The organism is Streptomyces niveus (assembly GCF_001723055.1).
In the GTDB taxonomy this organism is placed as follows: domain Bacteria; phylum Actinomycetota; class Actinomycetes; order Streptomycetales; family Streptomycetaceae; genus Streptomyces; species Streptomyces niveus.
This window is the reverse complement of the sequence record NZ_MDCR01000042.1, coordinates 12,329-30,333: the sequence shown is the minus strand read 5'-3', so window position 1 is coordinate 30,333 and position 18,005 is coordinate 12,329. Positions and strand designations below refer to the sequence as shown.

Genomic DNA, 18,005 nt, shown 5'->3' with positions numbered 1-18,005 from the left:
ATTCCCTGTCTCTCCGATGCCCTCCACGGCACCGCCGCACTCTCGAACAACCACGCCGGGGGAGTGCGTTGGAAGCACGGTCCGGGGGCGCGCGGCACGACCGAAGGGCCGCCGCTCCCCGGGGCGGGGGAGTGACGGCCCTTCGGTCGTGCGGTCGTGATGGTCGTTCTGATGGCGCAGGTCGTGCCGGTCGGTCAGAGAAGACGGACGGCGCCGCTCGGCGGGTCCCAGTCCAGCGTCTTCTCGACGACACCCGTACCGGAGTTCTGCGCGCCGATGAACTTGCCGCCGCCGGAGTAGATCCCCACGTGGTACGCGCTGCCCGCGCCGCCCCAGTAGAGGATGTCGCCGACCTGGAGGTTGTCCAGGGAGACCTGGGTGCCGGCCGTCGACTGCGGCTGCGAGGTGCGCGGCAGGTCGATACCGGCCTGGCGGTACGCGGCCTGGACGAGGCTGGAGCAGTCCCACGAGTTCGGGCCCGTGGAGCCGAGTACGTACGCGTCGCCGACCTGGGCGCGCGCGAAGGCCAGGACGGCGGCGGCCGAGCCGGTGGCCTGCGTGCTGCTGTCGGAGGCCGGGGCGGACGAGCCGGAGGAGGCGGCGAGCGTCGTGCGCTCCTCGGAGCGCGAGGCGCGCTCCTCGGCGGCCTTGGCGCGAGCGGCAGCCGCGGCCTTCTCCTTGGCCTCTGCCTTGCGCTGGGCCTCGGCCTTGGCCTTCTTGGCGACCTTCGCGGCGTGGGTCGCCGCGGCGTCCTCCTGGGCGCGCAGGTCGAGGCTGTCCGCGACCTGCTGGGTGGCGGCGGCCGACTGGGCGACGCTGCCGGCGAGACCGGCGGTGAGCGTGGGCATCTCGATGGTCTCGGTGACCGGCTCGGCGTTGGCCGGAGCGGCGGCACCGGCCAGCGCGATGGTGCTGAGTACGCCACCGGCAACTCCGGACCGGATGGCGGTTTTCGACGCGCCTCGGCGGGGCTTCCGGTGGCTGGGTATGTGAGCGGTGTGGGACATGAGGACAATCGCTATCAGGGCATTCGGGTTCCCTTCAAGCAAAGTGTGTTGCGCCACAGTTACGTTCGGAATGGGCCAATCCGCTTACTGGCGGCCTTTATTGACGCCGTAACGGGCATAACGGTCACTCGTGATCATGGCTGTGATCACCAGTAATCGGTGAATCGCCCGAATTGCCCAGCACCTACCATCCGTTCGCTCTGATGGCCAAGCCCCACTTTTAGGACGGTTGAGTGGAGTGGTACAGGTCACAGAATGGTGAACGCGGAACCGCCGGCCGCTCGTGAACGCGTGCACGTGATCCGTGTTCGTCCGTTCCCGTCCGCGTCTGCCCGACCTCGTGCCTCGTACTCCCTCTTTCCGGCACCCGCTCCCGAACTCGATCCGTACTCGTTCCGCGTTCGTTCCCGTCCTCGTCCGCCCCCGTCCGCACCCCGTCCACCTCTGTCCCCCGACCTCCCCCGGGCGGGTGGCGCGCGCCTCTATCACCCGCGCGCGTCCATCTCCAATTTGCTGCTCTCCGTGCTGTCTTGATAGGGGCAGCACGCCTCCGACCAGCGGTGACTCTCCGCATTGTTACCTCAGGTGACCGACCGGACGCTGCCCGTTCGTTGATCCAACGCCCCTGTGACGCATGATCGATCGTCAGGTGGTGGAGATCACAAACTCGTTGTCGCACCCCGTGTCGCACGTCACAGACCGGGAGGCATAAGATGCGGGGCAGTCCGGCTTGTGAACTGCCTCACATACGCGTGATCTTCGCGGGGTGGCGAGACAGAAGCTCGGTTGAGGACCAACGGTCAGGGACGACTGGAAGGAGCGAGGAGCGTGAATGCCTACGCGCCAATCCTCGTGCTCGGCGCTCTCGGTGCCGCGTTTGCGATCTTCTCCGTGGTGGCGGCCACGCTTATCGGCCCGAAAAGGTACAACCGGGCAAAACTCGAAGCGTACGAGTGCGGCATCGAGCCCACTCCCACGCCGGCCGGAGGTGGCCGCTTTCCCATCAAGTACTACCTGACGGCGATGCTCTTCATCATTTTCGACATCGAGGTCGTCTTCCTTTACCCCTGGGCCGTCACCTTCGACGCGCTGGGGCTTTTCGGGCTCGTGGAGATGTTGCTCTTCGTGCTCACCGTCTTCGTCGCCTACGCGTATGTGTGGCGGCGCGGCGGTCTGGAATGGGACTAAAGGCGCGGAGGGGCAACCAATGGGACTCGAAGAGAAGCTGCCGAGCGGTTTTCTGCTGACCACCGTCGAGCAGGCCGCGGGCTGGGTGCGCAAGTCGTCCGTCTTCCCGGCGACCTTCGGCCTCGCCTGCTGCGCCATCGAGATGATGACGACGGGCGCCGGCCGGTACGACCTGGCCCGGTTCGGCATGGAGGTCTTCCGCGGCTCGCCGCGCCAGGCCGACCTGATGATCGTCGCGGGACGGGTGAGCCAGAAGATGGCGCCCGTCCTGAGGCAGGTCTACGACCAGATGCCGAATCCCAAGTGGGTCATCTCCATGGGGGTTTGCGCGTCGTCCGGCGGGATGTTCAACAACTACGCGATCGTCCAGGGCGTCGACCACGTCGTCCCTGTCGACATCTACCTGCCGGGCTGCCCGCCGCGGCCGGAAATGCTGATGGACGCCATCCTCAAGCTCCACGAGAAGATCCAGACCTCCAAGCTCGGGGTCAACGCGGAGGAAGCCGCCCGCGAGGCGGAGGAGGCGGCGCTCAAGGCGCTCCCGACGATCGAGATGAAGGGGCTGCTGCGGTGAGCGACGAGCAGCGATCCGGAAGTTCCCCGGACGACCAGCACGACCAGCCGGCCGACGAGGCGGGCAGCAGTGTGCCGTCCGCCCGCGGCCAGGCCGCCGAGGTCATCGGCGTACGCAAGGGCATGTTCGGCACCGACAGCGGCGGCGGTGACACCAGCGGCTACGGCGGTCTCATCAGGACCGTGAGCCTGCCGGGCGCCGCCAGCCGCCCGTACGGCGGCCGGGACGGTGTCTTCGACGAGATCGCCGACGAACTCGAAGGGGCGCTGGAGGAGCAGGGACTGCTCCCCGCCGACGCCATCGAGAAGACGGTCGTCGACCGGGGCGAGATCACCTTCCACATCGCCCGCGAGCATCTGGTCCAGGTGGCCAGGACGCTGCGCGACGACCCGGCACTGCGCTTCGAGCTGTGTACGGGTGTGTCCGGCGTCCACTTCCTGGGCGACAAGGGCCGCGAGCTGCACGCCGTCTACCACCTGCGCTCACTGACGCACGGCCGGCTGATCCGCCTTGAGGTGTCCGCACCGGACAGCGACCCGCACGTGCCGTCCCTGGTCGAGGTCTATCCGACCAACGACTGGCACGAGCGCGAGACGTACGACTTCTTCGGCCTGATCTTCGACGGCCACCCCGCCCTCACCCGGATCATGATGCCGGACGACTGGCAGGGCTTCCCGCAGCGCAAGGACTACCCCCTCGGCGGTATCGCCGTCGAGTACAAGGGCGCCCAGATCCCGTCTCCGGACCAGCGGAGGTCGTACTCATGACCACCCCCCACGCCACTCCCCGTGCCACCACCGAGGGCACCGTCTACACCGTCACCGGCGGTGACTGGGACGAGGTCGTCGAGACCGCGGCCAAGTCGGACGACGAGCGCATCATCGTCAACATGGGTCCCCAGCACCCGTCGACGCACGGTGTGCTCAGGCTGATCCTGGAGATCGAGGGCGAGACCGTCACCGAGGCCCGCTGCGGCATCGGCTATCTGCACACCGGTATCGAGAAGAACCTCGAATTCCGCAACTGGACGCAGGGCACCACCTTCGTCACGCGCATGGACTACCTGACGTCGTTCTTCAACGAGACGGCGTACTGCCGTGCCGTGGAGACGCTGCTGGGCATCGAGGACGACATCCCGGACCGGGCGAACATCATCCGCGTCCTGCTGATGGAGCTGAACCGGCTCTCCTCGCACCTGGTCTGCATCGCCACCGGCGGTATGGAACTCGGCGCGACCACGATCATGATCTACGGCTTCCGCGATCGTGAACTGATTCTCGATGCCTACGAGTTGATCACCGGCCTGCGGATGAACCACGCGTACATCCGGCCCGGCGGCCTCGCCCAGGACCTTCCCCCGGGCGCCGTCGACCATCTGCGTGAGCTGCTGAAGACCCTGCGCAAGAACCTGCCGGAGTACGACAAGCTCGCCACCGGCAACCCGATCTTCAAGGCCCGTATGCAGGACGTCGGCTATCTCGACCTGGCCGGCTGCATGGCGCTCGGCGCCACCGGACCGATCCTGCGCTCGGCCGGTCTGCCGCACGACCTGCGCAAGACCGACCCGTACTGCGGCTACGAGACGTACGACTTCGACATCCCGACCGCCGAGACCTGCGACGCCTACGGGCGCTTCCTGATCCGGCTGGAGGAGATGCGCCAGTCGCTGCGGATCGTCGAGCAGTGCCTGGACCGGCTGGAGCCGGGCCCGGTCATGGTCGGCGACAAGAAGATCGCCTGGCCCGCGCAGCTCGCGCTCGGCCCGGACGGACTCGGCAACTCGCTCGACCACATCAAGAACATCATGGGCACGTCCATGGAGGCTCTGATCCATCACTTCAAGCTGGTGACGGAGGGCTTCCGGGTCCCGCCGGGGCAGGCGTACGCCGCCGTCGAGTCGCCGAAGGGCGAACTCGGCGTGCACGTCGTCTCCGACGGGGGCACGCGTCCCTACCGGGTCCACTTCCGCGACCCGTCGTTCACCAATCTCCAGTCCATGGCGGCCATGTGTGAGGGCGGCCAGGTCGCCGACGTCATCGTCGCCGTCGCGTCCATCGACCCCGTGATGGGAGGCGTCGACCGGTGACCACCACACCGAATTCCGAGGTCAGCCTCGGGATGCCCCAACTCCCCGCCCCCGACTACCCGGCCGATGTACGCGCCCGGCTGGAGACGGACGCCAAGGAGGTGATCGCCCGCTACCCCGACAGCCGCTCGGCCCTGCTGCCGCTGCTGCACCTCACCCAGTCCGAGGACGGGTACGTCACCCGTACCGGCGTCCGCTTCTGCGCCGAGATGCTGGGGCTGACCACCGCCGAGGTGACCGCGGTCTCCACCTTCTACTCGATGTACCGGCGCAAGCCCTCCGGCGACTACCAGGTCGGCGTCTGCACCAACACGCTCTGCGCGGTGATGGGCGGCGACGCCATCTTCGACGGGCTCAAGGAGCACCTGGGCGTCGGCAACAACGAGACCACCGAGGACGGCAAGGTCACGCTGGAGCACATCGAGTGCAACGCGGCCTGCGACTTCGCGCCGGTGGTGATGGTCAACTGGGAGTTCTTCGACAACCAGACCGTCGAGTCGGCGAAGCGGCTCGTGGACGACCTGATGGCCGGCGAGCAGGTCTCCCCGACCCGCGGCGCGCCCCTGTGCACGTACAAGGAGACCGCGCGCATCCTCGCGGGCTTCCCCGACGAGCGCCCCGGCGCCGTCGACGCCACCGGTGGCGCGGGCCCCGCCTCGCTGATCGGTCTCCAGCTCGCCAAGGGCGAGGCCGTCCCGGCCCGTACACCGCGCCCGCGCGGCGACGCGGCCCCGCAGGACACCCCGCCCCAGCCCGGTGCCGGGCACCTCAGCTCGCACGACGCGCCGCAGCGGACCGCGGCGTCCGATCCCGCGAACCCCACGGGCCCGGTAGACGGGGAGGGGAAGTGATGACCACAGCACCCGAGTTGAACGACACGAGCCCGGAGAAGCTGCTGACTCCGGTCCTGTCCGCGTTCTGGGACCAGCCCGACGCGTGGACGCTGGACACCTACAAGCGGCACGAGGGGTACGAGGGCCTGCGCAAGGCGCTCGCCATGACGCCCGACGACCTCATCGCGTACGTGAAGGACTCCGGTCTGCGCGGCAGGGGCGGCGCGGGCTTCCCCACCGGCATGAAGTGGCAGTTCATTCCGCAGGGCGACGGCAAACCGCACTACCTCGTCGTCAACGCCGACGAGTCGGAGCCCGGCACCTGCAAGGACATCCCCCTTCTCTTCGCCAACCCGCACTCCCTCATCGAGGGAATGATCATCGCCTGCTACGCGATCCGCTCGCAGCACGCCTTCATCTACCTGCGCGGCGAGGTCGTGCCCGTACTGCGCAGGCTGCACGAGGCCGTACGCGAGGCGTACGAGGCGGGCTACCTCGGCAAGGACATCCTCGGCAGCGGGATCGACCTCGACATCACCGTGCACGCGGGGGCCGGCGCGTACATCTGCGGCGAGGAGACCGCGCTGCTGGACTCGCTGGAGGGGCGGCGCGGACAGCCCCGCCTCCGCCCGCCGTTCCCGGCGGTCGCGGGTCTCTACGCGTGCCCCACTGTGGTGAACAACGTCGAATCCATCGCCTCGGTTCCCGCGATCCTGAACCGGGGCAAGGACTGGTTCAAGTCGATGGGCAGCGAGAAGTCCGCGGGCTTCACGCTCTACTCGCTCAGCGGCCATGTCACCAGCCCCGGCCAGTACGAGGCCCCGCTCGGCATCACGCTGCGCCAGCTGCTCGACATGGGCGGCGGCATGCGCAAGGGCCACCGGCTCAAGTTCTGGACGCCGGGCGGCTCCTCCACGCCGATGTTCACCGACGAGCACCTGGACGTGCCGCTCGACTACGAGGGCGTCGGCGCCGCCGGATCCATGCTCGGCACCAAGGCGCTCCAGTGCTTCGACGAGACGACCTGCGTGGTGCGGGCCGTCACCCGCTGGACCGAGTTCTACGCCCACGAGTCCTGCGGCAAGTGCACTCCGTGCCGTGAAGGCACCTACTGGCTCGTGCAGTTGCTCCGTGACATCGAGGCCGGCAAGGGCGTGCCCTCCGACCTCGACAAGCTGAACGACATCGCCGACAACATCAACGGCAAGTCGTTCTGCGCCCTCGGAGACGGCGCCGCAGCGCCGATCTTCTCCTCGCTCAAGTACTTCCGCGAGGAGTACGAGCAGCACATCACCGGCAAGGGCTGCCCCTTCGACCCGGCGAAGTCCACCCTGTGGGCCGACCAGCACGCGCACCTGGAGGTGAACGCATGACAGTCACCACCTCCGCCCCCACAGGCGGCGGCGAGGCGGCGGTCCCGCCCGAAGATCTCGTCTCGCTGACGATCGACGGCATCGAGATCTCGGTCCCCAAGGGGACCTTGGTGATCCGCGCCGCCGAACTCCTCGGCATCGAGATCCCCCGGTTCTGCGACCACCCGCTCCTCGACCCGGCCGGCGCCTGCCGGCAGTGCATCGTCGAGGTCGAGGGCCAGCGCAAGCCGATGGCCTCCTGCACCATCACCTGCACCGACGGCATGGTCGTCAAGTCGCAGATCACCTCGCCGGTCGCCGAGAAGGCGCAGCGCGGTGTGATGGAGCTGCTGCTCATCAACCACCCGCTGGACTGCCCGGTCTGCGACAAGGGCGGCGAGTGCCCGCTGCAGAACCAGGCGATGAGCGCCGGCCAGTCCGACACCCGGTTCGAGGGCCAGAAGCGGACCTTCGAGAAGCCCGTACCGATCTCCACCCAGGTGCTGCTCGACCGCGAGCGCTGCGTGCTCTGCGCGCGCTGCACCCGCTTCTCCAACCAGGTCGCGGGCGACCCGGTGATCGAGTTCCTGGAGCGCGGCGCGCTCCAGCAGGTCGGCATCGGCGTGGGCGACCCCTTCGAGTCGTACTTCTCCGGCAACACCATCCAGATCTGCCCGGTCGGCGCGCTGACCTCGGTGGCGTACCGCTTCCGCTCCCGCCCGTTCGACCTGGTCTCCTCGCCGAGCGTGTGCGAGCACTGCGCGGGCGGCTGCGCCACCCGTACCGACCACCGGCGCGGCAAGGTCATGCGGCGCATGGCCGCCGACGACCCCGAGGTCAACGAGGAGTGGATCTGCGACAAGGGGCGGTTCGGCTTCCGTTACGCGCAGCGGCCCGACCGGCTCACCACTCCTCTCGTACGCGGCGAGGACGGCGAGCTGGCACCGGCGAGCTGGCCGGAGGCACTTGAGGCCGCCGCGAACGGGCTCGCCGCCGCGCGCGGCCGGGCCGCCGTCCTGACCGGCGGCCGGCTCACGGTCGAGGACTCCTACGCGTACGCCAAGTTCACCCGCGTCGCGCTCGACACCAACGACATCGACTTCCGCGCGCGCGTACACAGCGCCGAGGAGGCCGACTTCCTCGCCGCCCACGTCGCCGGACACGGCGTCGACCTGGACGGTACGGGGATCACGAACACGACGCTGGAGAAGGCCCCGGCCGTCCTGCTCGTCGGGTTCGAGTCCGAGGAGGAGGCGCCCGGCGTCTTCCTGAGGATGCGCAAGGCCCACCGCAAGCACGGGCAGCGCAGCTTCTCGGTCGCCACGCACGCCACGCCCGGTCTCACCAAGGCGGGCGGCACGCTGCTGCCCGCCGCGCCCGGCACCGAGACCGAATGGCTCGACGCGCTCGCCTCGCAGACCGGCCTCGAAGGCGCGGGCACCCGCGCCGCCGACGCCCTGCGCGAGAGCGGCGCGGTGATCGTCGTCGGCGAACGGCTCGCCGCCGTCCCCGGCGGGCTCACCGCCGCCGCCAGGGCCGCCACCGCGACCGGCGCGAAGCTCGTCTGGGTGCCGCGCAGGGCCGGTGAGCGCGGTGCGGTCGAGGCCGGCGCGCTGGCCGGCCTGCTGCCCGGCGGCCGTCCCGCCACGGACCCGCGCGCCCGTGACGAGGTCGCCGAGGTCTGGCGCGTACGGGAACTGCCGTCCCGGCACGGCCGCGACACCGGCCAGATCGTCGACGCCGCCGCGACCGGCGAACTCGGCGCGCTGGTCGTCGCGGGCGTCGAGGTCGCCGACCTGCCGGACCCGGCACGCGCGCGTGAAGCACTCGCGGCCGTCGGCTTCCTGGTGTCGCTGGAGCTGCGGCCCAGCGAGGTCACCGACCACGCCGACGTCGTCTTCCCGGTCGCCGCCGTCGCCGAGAAGGCCGGCACCTTCCTCAACTGGGAAGGCAGGGCGCGGATGTTCGAGGCGGCGCTCAAGCCCGATCAGATGACGCGTCGGCTGGCCACGGACGACGCGCGGGTGCTGCACATGCTCGCCGACGCCATGGACATCCCCTTCGCGCTGCCCGACCTGAACTCCGTACGCCGCGAACTGGACCGGCTCTCCAACTGGGACGGCCCGCACGCCGAACCGCCCGTCGAGTCCTCCCGTCCGCTGCCCCGTCCGGGCGCGGGCGAGGCGGTGCTCGCCGGTCACCGGCTGCTGCTCGACCAGGGCCGGCTCCAGGACGGCGACGAGGCCCTGGCGGGCACCCGCCATGCCGCCGTCGCCCGGCTCTCCGCCGCCACGGCGGCCGAGACCGGCGTCAAGGACGGCGGCGTCCTGGCCGTCACCGGGCCCGCCGGCACGGTCGAACTGCCGCTCAGCGTCACCGAGATGCCCGACAAGGTCGTCTGGCTGCCGCTGAACTCGACCGGCGGCGGTGTCCTCGCCGACACCGGATCCCGGCCGGGCACGCTGGTCCGGATCGGCGCCGCCGAGGCCGGGGCCCCGGCGGACGCACCGGAGTCCGACGCACCGGAGGTGCGCGCATGACCGCCATCGACCGAATCGGCGCGGCCCCCGCGCAGAGCGTCCTCGCCGCCGAGGACCTCTCGATGTTCGGCACCGACCCGTGGTGGCTGGTGGCCCTCAAGGCCGTCTTCTGCTTCGCGTTCCTGATGGTGACCGTGCTGGTCGCCATCGTCTGGGAGCGCAAGGTCGTCGCCTGGATGCAGCTGCGCATCGGCCCCAACCGGCACGGCCCCTGGGGCATGCTCCAGTCGCTCGCCGACGGCATCAAGCTGATGCTGAAGGAAGACGTCGTCGTCAAGCGGGCCGACAAGGTCGTCTACGTCCTGGCGCCGGTCATCGCGGCGGTGCCCGCCTTCATGGCGATCGCTGTGATCCCCTTCGGCCCCGCGGGCAACGAGGTGTCGATCTTCGGCCACCGTACGACGATGCAGCTGACCGACCTGCCGATCGCGATGCTCTACATCCTCGCGGTCGCCTCCGTCGGCATCTACGGCATCGTCCTCGCCGGCTGGTCGTCCGGATCGACGTACCCGCTGCTCGGCGGTCTGCGCTCGTGCGCGCAGATGATCTCGTACGAGATCGCGATGGGCGCCGCGTTCGCCTCGGTGTTCCTCTACTCCGGGACGATGTCGACGTCGGCGATCGTCGAGGCGCAGGCCGACCGGTGGTACATCATCCTGCTGCCGGTCTCCTTCATCATCTACATCGTCACAATGGTCGGCGAGACCAACCGCGCGCCGTTCGACATGCCCGAGTCCGAGGGCGACCTGGTCGGCGGCTTCAACACCGAGTACTCGTCGATCAAGTTCGCGCTGTTCATGCTGGCCGAGTACGTCAACATGGTCACCGTCTCCGCCGTCTCCGCCACGCTCTTCCTGGGCGGCTGGCGGGCCCCGTACCCGATCTCCTCGTTCTGGGAGGGTGCGAACCACGGCTGGTGGCCGATGCTCTGGTTCATCATCAAGGTCCAGCTGCTGCTGTTCTTCTTCATCTGGCTGCGCGGCACGCTGCCGCGCGTGCGCTACGACCAGCTGATGAAGCTCGGCTGGAAGGTGCTGATCCCGGTCTCGGTCGTCTGGCTGATGCTGGTGGCGACCGTGCGCGCCCTGCGCAACGAGAACTACGACTTCCAGGACATCGTCCTGTACGTCGCCGGGGCCGTCATCGCGATCCTGCTGCTCTCCTTCGTCGCCGACATCTTCCGGGACAAGAAGGAGAAGGCCGCCGCCGCGGCCGAACCACCACCGCCCCCGTTCGACCCGATGGCCGGTGGATTCCCGGTGCCCCCGCTGCCCGGGCAGACCCTGCCGCCCGTGCCGCGCCGACGCTCACGCGGTGAGCGCGAACTGGTTGTCAGTGGCGGGGCCAATACTGAGAGTGACGCGAGTGACGGAAAGGAGGCTGACGGTGTCTGACAACGCTTCCAAAGGTTCGAAGGGGGACGACCCCGGGGCGCGCCGGCTGAATCCGGTCGCCGGCTTCGGCGTGACCTTCAAGGCCATGTTCAAGAAGCGGCTGACCGAGCAGTATCCGGAGACGGAGAAGGTGACGGCGCCGCGCTTCCACGGCCGCCACCAGCTGAACCGCCATCCGGACGGCCTGGAGAAGTGCATCGGCTGCGAGCTGTGCGCCTGGGCCTGCCCGGCGGACGCGATCTATGTCGAGGGCGCGGACAACACCGAGGAGGAGCGCTACTCCCCGGGCGAGCGGTACGGTCGCGTCTACCAGATCAACTACGCGCGCTGCATCCTGTGCGGCCTGTGCATCGAGGCGTGCCCCACGCGGGCGCTCACGATGACCAACGAGTTCGAGCTGGCGGACAGTTCGCGCGAGAGCCTCATCTACACCAAGGAGCAGCTGCTCGCCGGTCTGGAGGAGGGCATGGTCGAGTCGCCGCACTCGATCTTCCCCGGCACGGACGAACAGGACTACTACCGGGGCCTGGTGACCGAGGCCGCCCCCGGCACGGTCAAGCAGGTCGCGTACACCAAGGGTGAGGTCCCGCAGGAGAGCGCCTCCACCTTCGGTGAGGACGAACCGGCCTCGAAGAAGGTGATCGGCGGATGAACACGCTCGCCGCTTCCCTCACCTCGACCGGCGAAGCCGTCCAGTTCTGGATCCTCGGCACGATCGCCGTGATCGGCGCGCTCTGCACCATCCTGATGAGGCGGGCCGTGCACAGCGCGCTCTGCCTCGCCGGGACCATGATCGTCCTGGCGGTCTTCTACCTGGCCAACGGGGCGTACTTCCTGGGCATCGTGCAGATCGTCGTCTACACCGGCGCGATCATGATGCTGTTCCTCTTCGTGGTCATGCTCGTCGGCGTCACCGCCGCCGACTCGCTCACCGAGACCATCAAGGGCCAGCGCTGGTGGGCCGCCGCCTGCGGCCTCGGCTTCGGCATCCTGCTGATCGCCGGTATCGGCAACGCGTCGCTGACGACCTTCACCGGACTCGGCGTCGCCAACGCCGGTGGCAACGTCGAGGGCCTCGCCGCCCTTATCTTCACCAAGTACGTGTTCGCCTTCGAGATCACCGGCGCCCTGCTGATCACGGCCTCCATCGGCGCGATGGTGCTCACGCACCGCGAGCGCACCGAACGGGCCCTGACCCAGCGGGAGATGTCCGAGAAGCGCGTCCGGAGCAAGCACCTGCCCCCGCTGCCCGCGCCCGGTGTCTACGCCAGGCACAACGCGGTGGACATCGCCGGTCTGCTGCCCGACGGCAGCGCCTCGGAGCTGACGGTCAGCAAGACGCTGAAGGACCGCGGTCAGATCCGGGACGTCTCCGGTGAGGCCATCGCCGATCTGAAGGCGCTGGAGCAGCGGTCGAGCGAGCGACTGGGCCGCGCGGACCGCCTCGGCCGTGAGGACCGCGAGGACCGTGAGGAGGGCGTCACCAAATGAATCCGGTCAACTACCTCTATCTCGCAGCGCTGTTGTTCACCATCGGCGCGGCGGGAGTGCTGATCCGGCGCAATGCGATCGTCGTCTTCATGTGCGTCGAGCTGATGCTCAACGCGTGCAACCTCGCGTTCGTCGCCTTCTCCCGGATGCACGGCAATCTGGACGGCCAGATCATCGCCTTCTTCACGATGGTCGTCGCCGCCGCGGAAGTCGTCGTCGGGCTCGCGATCATCGTGTCGGTGTTCCGTTCGCGCCACTCGGCCTCGGTCGACGACGCCAGCCTGATGAAGCTCTGAGGGGTCGCTGAATCGTGGAGAATCTGATCGCGCTGCTCATCGCGGCGCCCCTGCTCGGAGCAGGTCTTCTGCTGTGCGGCGGGCGGCGTCTCGACCGGGTGGGCCATATCCTCGGCACGCTGCTGGCTGCCGCCTCCTTCGTGATCGGCGTGGTGCTGTTCGCGGACATGCTGGGCAGGAGCGGCGACGACCGCGCCCTGCACCAGCACCTGTTCAGCTGGATTCCGGTCGAGAGCTTCCAGGCGGACATCGCCTTCCAGCTCGACCAGCTGTCCATGACGTTCGTACTGCTCATCACCGGCGTCGGCACCCTGATCCACATCTACTCCATCGGGTACATGGAGCACGACGAGCGGCGCCGCCGCTTCTTCGGCTATCTGAACCTGTTCCTCGCCGCGATGCTGCTGCTGGTCCTCGCGGACAACTACCTGCTGCTGTACTTCGGCTGGGAGGGTGTCGGCCTCGCGTCGTACCTGCTCATCGGGTTCTGGCAGCACAAGCCCAGCGCGGCCACCGCGGCCAAGAAGGCCTTCCTCGTCAACCGCGTCGGCGACATGGGCCTGTCGATCGCGATCATGCTGATGTTCACCACCTTCGGCACGTTCGCCTTCGGGCCCGTCCTGGAGTCCACCGGTCAGGCGAGCAGCGGCACGATCACCGGCATCGGCCTGATGCTGCTGCTCGCGGCCTGCGGCAAGTCGGCGCAGGTGCCGCTCCAGTCCTGGCTCGGCGACGCGATGGAGGGCCCGACCCCGGTCTCGGCCCTGATCCACGCGGCGACGATGGTGACGGCGGGCGTGTATCTGATCACCCGCTCCGGCGCGATCTTCAACGCCTCGCCGGACGCCCAACTCGTCGTCGTGATCGTCGGAGCCGTCACGCTCCTGTTCGGTGCGATCGTCGGTTGCGCGAAGGACGACATCAAGAAGGCCCTCGCGGGCTCGACGATGTCCCAGATCGGCTACATGATCCTGGCCGCAGGTCTCGGCCCCATCGGCTACGTCTTCGCGATCATGCACCTGGTGACGCACGGCTTCTTCAAGGCCGGGCTGTTCCTCGGCGCCGGCTCGGTCATGCACGGCATGAACGACGAGGTCGACATGCGCAAGTACGGCGGTCTGCGCAAGTACATGCCGGTCACCTTCGTCACCTTCGGTCTCGGCTATCTCGCGATCATCGGCTTCCCGGGTCTCTCCGGCTTCTGGTCGAAGGACAAGATCATCGAGGCGGCGTTCGCCAAGGGAGGCACCGAGGGCTGGATCCTCGGCGCCGTCACCCTCCTGGGCGCGGCCCTCACCGCGTACTACATGACGCGCGTGATGCTGATGACCTTCTTCGGTGAGAAGCGCTGGCAGCCCGACGCGGAGGGCAATGAGCCCAAGCCGCACGAGTCGCCCAAGTCGATGACGATCCCGATGATCGTCCTCGCCTTCGGCTCGGTCTTCGCGGGCGGTCTCTTCTCGCTCAACGAGTCGTTCGTGAAGTGGCTTGAGCCGGTCACCCAGTTCGAGCACGGTCACCCGCCGATCAGCGCGGCGGCCGTCACCACCCTCACGGTCGTGGTGCTGCTCATCGGTGTCGGTGTCGCGTATCTCCAGTACGGCCGCAAGCCGGTGCCCGTCACGGCGCCGCGCGGCTCGCTGGTCACCCGCGCCGCCCGCCGCGATCTTCTCCAGGACGACTTCAACCATGTGGTCCTGGTCCGCGGCGGCGAGCACCTCACCCGCTCGCTCGTGTACGTCGACCACACCCTGGTCGACGGTGTCGTCAACGGCACCGCGGCGTCGTTCGGCGGGCTCTCCGGCCGGCTGCGCAAGCTGCAGAACGGCTACGCCCGCTCCTACGCGGTCTCGATGTTCGGAGGTACGGCAGTGCTCATCGCCGCGACCCTGCTGATGAGGGCGGTGTAATCAGATGTCGTTCCCCCTTCTGACGGCGACGGCGGCCGTCCCGGCGATCGGCGCCATCGTCACGGCGGCCGTTCCGGCCGCCCGGCGCACCGCCGCCAAGTGGATCGCGCTGACCTTCTCGCTCGCCACGCTCGTACTGGCGGCGATCGCGCTGGTCCGCTTCGAACCCGGCGGCGACCGTTACCAGTTGACGGAGTCCCACGCCTGGATCTCCGACTTCGGGGTCAGGTACGAACTGGGCGTGGACGGCATCGGTGTGTCGCTCATGGCGCTCACCGCCCTGCTGATCCCCTTCGTCATCGCGGCGGGCTGGCACGACGCCGACCCGCTGGAGACGAAGAGCTCCCGCTGGCGGCCGACGCAGGGCTTCTTCGCCCTGATCCTGATGGTCGAGGCGATGGTGATCCTCTCCTTCGAGGCCACCGACGTCTTCCTCTTCTACATCCTGTTCGAAGCCATGCTCATCCCGGTGTACTTCCTCATCGGCGGCTTCGGGGACCGGGCCCACGCGGGCGGCGACGAGGCCGGAGCCACCCAGCGGTCGTACGCGGCCGTGAAGTTCCTCCTCTACAACCTGGCCGGCGGCCTGATCATGCTGGCCGCCGTCATCGGACTGTTCGTCCAGGCGGGCACCTTCTCGCTGACGGAGATCGCCGCGGCGAGGGCCGACGGCACGCTGGACATGTCGACGGGCATGGAGAGGTGGCTCTTCCTGGGCTTCTTCCTCGCCTTCGCCATCAAGGCGCCCCTGTGGCCGGTGCACACCTGGCTGCCCAACGCCATGGGCGAGGCCACCGCGCCCGTCGCCGTCCTGATCACCGCGGTGGTCGACAAGGTCGGCACGTTCGCGATGCTGCGCTTCTGCCTCCAGCTCTTCCCGGAGGCGTCCAAGTGGGCCACCCCGGTGGTGCTGGTGCTGGCGCTGATCAGCATCGTCTACGGGGCGCTGCTCGCGGTCGGCCAGCGCGACATCAAGCGGCTGATCGCCTACGCGTCGATCTCGCACTTCGGCTTCATCATCATGGGCATCTTCGCGATGACCAGCCAGGGCCAGTCGGGCGCGACGCTCTACATGATCAACCACGGCATCTCGACGGCCGCGCTGCTGCTGGTCGCGGGCTTCCTGATCTCGCGGCGCGGTTCCCGGCTCATCTCGGACTACGGCGGAGTGCAGAAGGTCGCCCCGGTCCTGGCCGGCACGTTCCTGATCGGCGGACTGGCGACCCTCTCGCTGCCGGGGCTCGCCCCGTTCGTGAGTGAATTCCTGGTCCTGGTCGGCACGTTCAGCCGGTATCCGGTGATCGGCATCATCGCGACCATCGGCATCGTGCTCGCCGCGCTCTACGTCCTGGTCCTCTACCAGCGCACGATGACGGGCCCGGTGAACGAGTCGGTCCGCCACATGCCGGACCTGAAGCTGCGTGAGCTGGCGGTCGTCACCCCGCTGATCGCGCTCCTCCTCTTCCTGGGCGTCTACCCGAAGCCGCTGACCGACATCGTGAACCCGGCGGTGGAGCACACCATGAGCGACGTCCATAAGTCCGACCCCAAGCCCGAGGTGGAGGCAGCACCGTGAGCGTGACAGCTGTCCACAGCCTGTGGACAACGACGGCGGCCGAGGGGATCGACAAGATCCAGGCCCCCAAGATCGAATACGCGCAACTGGCCCCCGTACTGATCGTGCTGGGCGCCGCGGTCGTGGGCATCCTCCTTGAGGCCTTCGTCCCGAGGAAGGGTCGGTACTACGCGCAGCTCTTCCTCTCGGTCGTCGCCCTGGCCGCCGCGTTCGCCGCGGTGGTCGCCCTGGCGGCGGGCGGATACGGCAGCACCAAGGCGCACCTCGCCGCCATGGGCGCGATCGCCGTGGACGGGCCCGCGCTGTTCCTCCAGGGCGTCATCCTCCTGACGTCGGTCGTCGCCGTGTTCACCTTCGCCGAGCGCAGGCTCGACCCGGTGAGCCACGGCGCCCGGATCGACTCCTTCGCCGCCGAGGGCGCCTCGGTGCCCGGCAGCGAGGGCGAGAAGGCGGCGGTCAAGGCCGGGTTCACCACCACCGAGGTGTTCCCGATCATGATGTTCGCGGTGGCGGGCATGCTGGTCTTCCCGGCCGCCAACGACCTGCTGACGCTCTTCATCGCGCTGGAGGTCTTCTCCCTCCCGCTCTACCTCCTGTGCGCGCTGGCCCGCCGCAAGCGGCTGATGTCGCAGGAGGCCGCGGTGAAGTACTTCCTGCTCGGGGCCTTCTCGTCCGCGTTCCTGCTCTTCGGCGTCGCGCTGCTGTACGGCTACGCGGGCTCGGTGTCGTACGCGCGCATCGCCGCCGTCGTCGACGGCTCGGTCGGCACCGTCGACCCGGTCCTCGCGGACACCATGGGCAACGACGCGCTGCTGCTCATCGGCGGCGCGATGATCCTCATGGGCCTGCTCTTCAAGGTCGGCGCGGTGCCGTTCCACATGTGGACCCCGGACGTCTACCAGGGCGCGCCCACGCCGGTCACCGGTTTCATGGCGGCCGCGACGAAGGTCGCCGCGTTCGGCGCCCTGCTGCGACTGCTGTACGTGGTGCTGCCGGGCCTGCGCTGGGACTTCCGGCCCGTGATGTTCGGTGTCGCGATCCTCACCATGCTGTTCGGCGCGGTCGTCGCCATCACCCAGACGGACATCAAGCGCCTCCTGGCGTACTCGTCGATCGCGCACGCGGGCTTCATCCTGGCCGGTGTCATCGCCATGTCGGACGACGGCATCTCGTCCGTCCTCTTCTACCTGGCGGCGTACTCGTTCGTGACGGTCGGCGCGTTCGCCGTCGTCACGCTGGTGCGCGACGCGGGCGGCGAGGCGACGCACCTGTCGAAGTGGGCGGGGCTCGGCAGACGTTCACCCCTGGTGGCCGCGGTCTTCGCGGTCTTCCTGCTCGCCTTCGCCGGCATTCCGCTGACCTCGGGCTTCTCCGGCAAGTTCGCCGTCTTCAAGGCGGCGGCGGACGGCGGGGCCGGCGCGCTGGTCGTGGTCGGTGTGATCTCCTCCGCGATCGCCGCGTTCTTCTACATCCGGGTCATCGTCCTGATGTTCTTCAGCGAGCCGAAGGCGGACGGCCCCACGGTCGCCGTGCCCTCGCCGCTGACGATGGCGACGATCGGCGTGGGAGTCGCGGTCACCCTGGTCCTGGGCCTCGCACCCCAGTACTTCCTGGACCTGGCAAGCCAGGCGGGCGTCTTCGTCCGCTAGGTCGCACGCCCGTACGCGGGCACACAAGCGCCGCGGGGCCCCACCGACACCCGGTGGGGCCCCGCGGCGTTCGGCGGACCTCAGGAGCCCGCAGACGGGTTCCGCGGCG

The 18,005-nt window shown here is 68.9% G+C and carries 15 protein-coding genes; 14 read left to right on the top strand and 1 reads right to left on the bottom strand.

What is annotated here, in order from left to right; genetic code table 11:
- Positions 1-194: 194 nt before the first annotated feature.
- Positions 195-1,007, bottom strand: coding sequence for a C40 family peptidase (locus BHU15_RS06735; protein WP_069626331.1), 813 nt, complete (start codon positions 1,005-1,007; stop codon positions 195-197).
- A gap of 828 nt (positions 1,008-1,835) precedes the next feature.
- Between BHU15_RS06735 and BHU15_RS06730 the strand changes: the two genes are divergently transcribed.
- From BHU15_RS06730 to nuoN, 14 genes are all read left to right on the top strand, one after another.
- A complete protein-coding gene (locus BHU15_RS06730; RefSeq protein ID WP_023539436.1) occupies positions 1,836-2,195 on the top strand; it encodes an NADH-quinone oxidoreductase subunit A in 360 nt (119 codons plus the stop codon).
- 19 nt (positions 2,196-2,214) lie between these two features.
- Positions 2,215-2,769: a NuoB/complex I 20 kDa subunit family protein gene (locus BHU15_RS06725; RefSeq protein WP_023539435.1), complete on the top strand. Its 555-nt coding sequence runs from the start codon at positions 2,215-2,217 to the stop codon at positions 2,767-2,769.
- A gap of 71 nt (positions 2,770-2,840) precedes the next feature.
- Positions 2,841-3,536 carry an NADH-quinone oxidoreductase subunit C gene (locus BHU15_RS06720; protein ID WP_247748795.1) on the top strand — a complete coding sequence of 232 codons (696 nt, stop codon included), beginning with the start codon at positions 2,841-2,843 and terminating at the stop codon, positions 3,534-3,536.
- Complete coding sequence (locus BHU15_RS06715; RefSeq protein ID WP_023539433.1) at positions 3,533-4,855, top strand: NADH-quinone oxidoreductase subunit D; 1,323 nt, start codon at positions 3,533-3,535, stop codon at positions 4,853-4,855. Before BHU15_RS06720 ends, BHU15_RS06715 begins: the two co-directional genes overlap by 4 nt.
- 32 nt (positions 4,856-4,887) lie before the next feature.
- Positions 4,888-5,706, top strand: a complete 819-nt coding sequence (gene nuoE / locus BHU15_RS06710; RefSeq protein WP_069626374.1) for an NADH-quinone oxidoreductase subunit NuoE — start codon at positions 4,888-4,890, stop codon at positions 5,704-5,706.
- Positions 5,706-7,061 (top strand): NADH-quinone oxidoreductase subunit NuoF, encoded by a 1,356-nt coding sequence (gene nuoF, locus BHU15_RS06705; protein WP_023539431.1) that lies wholly within the window; start codon positions 5,706-5,708, stop codon positions 7,059-7,061. The genes nuoE and nuoF overlap by 1 nt, the downstream gene beginning before the upstream one ends.
- Positions 7,058-9,580 (top strand): NADH-quinone oxidoreductase subunit G, encoded by a 2,523-nt coding sequence (locus BHU15_RS06700; RefSeq protein WP_069626329.1) that lies wholly within the window; start codon positions 7,058-7,060, stop codon positions 9,578-9,580. The genes nuoF and BHU15_RS06700 overlap by 4 nt, the downstream gene beginning before the upstream one ends.
- Positions 9,577-10,974 carry an NADH-quinone oxidoreductase subunit NuoH gene (gene nuoH, locus BHU15_RS06695; protein WP_069626328.1) on the top strand — a complete coding sequence of 466 codons (1,398 nt, stop codon included), beginning with the start codon at positions 9,577-9,579 and terminating at the stop codon, positions 10,972-10,974. The genes BHU15_RS06700 and nuoH overlap by 4 nt, the downstream gene beginning before the upstream one ends.
- Entirely contained in the window at positions 10,967-11,626 is a 660-nt protein-coding gene (gene nuoI, locus BHU15_RS06690) for an NADH-quinone oxidoreductase subunit NuoI (protein ID WP_069626327.1), read from the top strand. Before nuoH ends, nuoI begins: the two co-directional genes overlap by 8 nt.
- The gene (locus tag BHU15_RS06685) at positions 11,623-12,465 is read left to right on the top strand and encodes an NADH-quinone oxidoreductase subunit J (protein WP_069626326.1); all 843 of its coding nucleotides are present in this window, start codon (positions 11,623-11,625) and stop codon (positions 12,463-12,465) included. The genes nuoI and BHU15_RS06685 overlap by 4 nt, the downstream gene beginning before the upstream one ends.
- Positions 12,462-12,761 carry an NADH-quinone oxidoreductase subunit NuoK gene (gene nuoK, locus BHU15_RS06680; RefSeq protein WP_023539425.1) on the top strand — a complete coding sequence of 100 codons (300 nt, stop codon included), beginning with the start codon at positions 12,462-12,464 and terminating at the stop codon, positions 12,759-12,761. The genes BHU15_RS06685 and nuoK overlap by 4 nt, the downstream gene beginning before the upstream one ends.
- A 14-nt stretch (positions 12,762-12,775) precedes the next feature.
- Complete coding sequence (nuoL, locus tag BHU15_RS06675) at positions 12,776-14,671, top strand: NADH-quinone oxidoreductase subunit L (protein WP_069626325.1); 1,896 nt, start codon at positions 12,776-12,778, stop codon at positions 14,669-14,671.
- Positions 14,672-14,675: 4 nt separating this feature from the next.
- Entirely contained in the window at positions 14,676-16,247 is a 1,572-nt protein-coding gene (locus BHU15_RS06670; protein WP_069626324.1) for an NADH-quinone oxidoreductase subunit M, read from the top strand.
- Positions 16,244-17,896: an NADH-quinone oxidoreductase subunit NuoN gene (nuoN, locus tag BHU15_RS06665; RefSeq protein WP_069626323.1), complete on the top strand. Its 1,653-nt coding sequence runs from the start codon at positions 16,244-16,246 to the stop codon at positions 17,894-17,896. The genes BHU15_RS06670 and nuoN overlap by 4 nt, the downstream gene beginning before the upstream one ends.
- Positions 17,897-18,005: the final 109 nt, after the last annotated feature.

Bases quoted from the DNA above. Each gene is read 5' to 3' on its own strand.
- BHU15_RS06735 (WP_069626331.1), bottom strand. From the start codon at position 1,007: ATGTCCCACACCGCTCACATACCCAGCCACCGGAAGCCCCGCCGAGGC.
- BHU15_RS06725 (WP_023539435.1), top strand. From the start codon at position 2,215: ATGGGACTCGAAGAGAAGCTGCCGAGCGGTTTTCTGCTGACCACCGTC.
- BHU15_RS06715 (WP_023539433.1), top strand. From the start codon at position 3,533: ATGACCACCCCCCACGCCACTCCCCGTGCCACCACCGAGGGCACCGTC.
- nuoE (WP_069626374.1), top strand. From the start codon at position 4,888: ATGCCCCAACTCCCCGCCCCCGACTACCCGGCCGATGTACGCGCCCGG.
- nuoF (WP_023539431.1), top strand. From the start codon at position 5,706: ATGACCACAGCACCCGAGTTGAACGACACGAGCCCGGAGAAGCTGCTG.
- BHU15_RS06700 (WP_069626329.1), top strand. From the start codon at position 7,058: ATGACAGTCACCACCTCCGCCCCCACAGGCGGCGGCGAGGCGGCGGTC.
- nuoH (WP_069626328.1), top strand. From the start codon at position 9,577: ATGACCGCCATCGACCGAATCGGCGCGGCCCCCGCGCAGAGCGTCCTC.
- BHU15_RS06685 (WP_069626326.1), top strand. From the start codon at position 11,623: ATGAACACGCTCGCCGCTTCCCTCACCTCGACCGGCGAAGCCGTCCAG.
- nuoK (WP_023539425.1), top strand. From the start codon at position 12,462: ATGAATCCGGTCAACTACCTCTATCTCGCAGCGCTGTTGTTCACCATC.
- BHU15_RS06670 (WP_069626324.1), top strand. From the start codon at position 14,676: ATGTCGTTCCCCCTTCTGACGGCGACGGCGGCCGTCCCGGCGATCGGC.